General features: G+C 44.9%; 1 protein-coding gene. It reads right to left on the bottom strand.

The genetic code is table 11. From position 1 onward, the window contains the following. Window positions 1-102: 102 nt before the first annotated feature. On the bottom strand, window positions 103-2,666 hold a 2,564-nt coding region (locus tag AC1DPQ_RS24030), incomplete at its 5' end, for an RHS repeat-associated core domain-containing protein (protein WP_477611109.1).

Below are 2,666 nucleotides of genomic sequence, written 5' to 3'. Positions count from 1 at the left end.
CTTTGTCAGTCATAATTGATTTCTCTTCTTTGGTCCCAACTCTTGACCAACCATCAATATCCCCATTGAAACGCTTATATATTCCTATTTTATCTATTGTAATCATGGCTTAAAGACATTATGAAAGATTAAATTATTTTTCCCATTCAATAATGGATACTCAACAGTTCGCCAAACACTATTTAATCGTACTCCTGTAGATGCATTTTGGAATACGTGGACTGAACCTGTTGCTCCTTTTGCATAAGCCGAAGATAACCGTTGCCACATTGGCCCTGCTTTTTCCCAAGGCATACCTTGTGTTAACTTTGTCAAATTCTGCCCTGCTCTTGTCATTTCCAATGTAGTCATTCCATTTACCTTAGCATAGTTCGCGGCTGCATTCATTGCATCTTCACCACCTGACCAAAACACTCGTCCTCCTCCTGTAGCGGCCTTAGGAGCTGATACCGATGCCCCATGGTATGCACCAACCATCCAATCACCTCGAATTTCAGTACGAGCATCAGCAATCATCTGATTATTGTATGCGCCTATTCCATCCCTATCTAGAACATCCAATGCATTTGCCTGACGACTATATGCTCCTCCTGATAAAACATCATAAAAAAACTTAGCTAAAGCTCCTGTCTGGTCTTTGGGAACGATACTGGTCAATCCACTAGTGGATGAGGTAACTTCCTCCCCCGTCTCACTGTTAGTAGCTGTTCCGTTTGCGTTTAAATTCACAATCCCACCATCACTTGATTTTACAGCACCTGCTTCTCCAACATGCCTGTATCCATCCTGTTCCCCAGTACCATCGAACCATTTAACGGTTCCCGTTACATTTGATTGRTACCAATCCCATCTCCCRTCYGGGTCTATTCTRTTRATAGGATTATTGCTAACAAAATGATACGGCGTCATTTCAGCTCTCCCATCCGCCAACGGATCCACCACATTCCATCTGCCAATCACCGGATCATAGAACCTAGCCCCGTAATCATATTGTCCCAGTTCTTCCTGCAACTCCTTGCCATTGTAAAGATATTTATTTGTTCCGCCACTTGCAACCTTCCTTAAACCAAAAGCATAATAATCATCCCGCTGGATCGGTTCCACCAATCCCGATACCGGGTTCTTCTTAAAACTCGTCCGCACATTGCCCAGGTGGTCAGCCTGGTTGTACTCATAACTGTAAACACCGCTACTGTTCCGCGCGATCCCCTCTTCGGTCTGGATGAAATCAATAGATCCATCAGATTTGTAAACAATTCCCTCAACGTAATCTGTTGTGCCCGTGCTGGCACTTACYTTTTTAAGTTTCCTTCCTCCCGCGTCGTAGGTATAGGTCACATTCTGGTTCCCGCTCACCTGTACCGGAAGGTTCAGGTAATTGTAGCTGATCGTGTTTCCATTAGGCCCATCAACAACCTGATTCCCGTTTTCATTATAGGTGTAACTGCCATTGGTAAAACCACTGATCGTTTTTAACTGGTTGCCTTTATACTGATCGATATGGTAATCATTGGTCGCGAAGTTATCCCTGTTCAGGGCTTTGATATTCCCCATCACATCATAGCTGATGCTCTCTCCCAAGCTGTTTCCGGCACTGGACACCGTCAAACGGTTCAGCCTGTCATAAGTGTAGTTAAAGGTAAAGCCAGTATGCTGCGCAAAATTCACATCATCGGTACTATGCTGGTCCTTACTGATCAGCTGCCCGATCTCATTGTAGGTTAAACTTGATAACGTCACCTGTGTCCCACCATTGATACTGGATTTCGTCCTCTTCTTCCTGCCCACATGGTCGTAGGCATAACTATTGGCAATGGTCGTGGTCGCCCCGTTTCCTACATGAACACGCGTACTGTTCTTTAAACTCCCATCAAAGTTCCACTCATTATCCACCACATCACTACCACCAAGGTGGTTCACGCTTTTCGACTGGATTACCCGTCCATCCCTATCATAGTAGTTTACGCTCAGCAGCATCGTTCCTGTCCCCAATATCGTTGTCCGGGTACCGGTCAGCAGCGTTTTGGTATGGTCATTTCCTACCTGTGGCGAAACCGGTGGACCAAAAGTATTCCCTTGAAAATTGTAATCGTCGTAATAATTGATTGTAAGGTAGGTGCTGACTCCAACGTTCGGATAAGCATTGTTCGTATATCCTGTACCTACAGCTGACCCGATATCCCGGCCTTCAAATAATGGGTAACTCTGAGCATTCAGATTCGTCTGGAATATAGCCCTTTGGGCGTCATCCAGGTAAATACCCGTCATGATCACTCTTCCCAATGCATCATACTTGGTAAAAACCCATTCATAGGTCGAACGCTGCTTTGCATCCTGGGTAAATATCACCTGGTCGAGTTTGTTGTACACCAGATACTCCCAGCCCTTGCCAGGGATCTTTTTCTCCGTTACCCGGTTCCGTCCATCATAATGATAACCATAGATAAAATCCCTGAATACACCATCAGTTTCTGTAAAACTACTGATGGTACCGGCCGACCGCTCTGTATTTTCGTTGACCGCCGGAGGCAGCACATAACGCAGGTTTCCAAGGTCATCATAAACATAATAAGTAGAAAGGCTTTTAATATCCGTTTCCCAGACCCGTTTAAGCACCACATGCCCTTCCATATCCTTGAATTCTTCGGTTATACCTGCTTTTGGAT

Source organism: Pedobacter sp. 01T416_2 (genome assembly GCF_056398925.1).
This window is presented reverse-complemented; position numbering and strand designations above follow the sequence as displayed.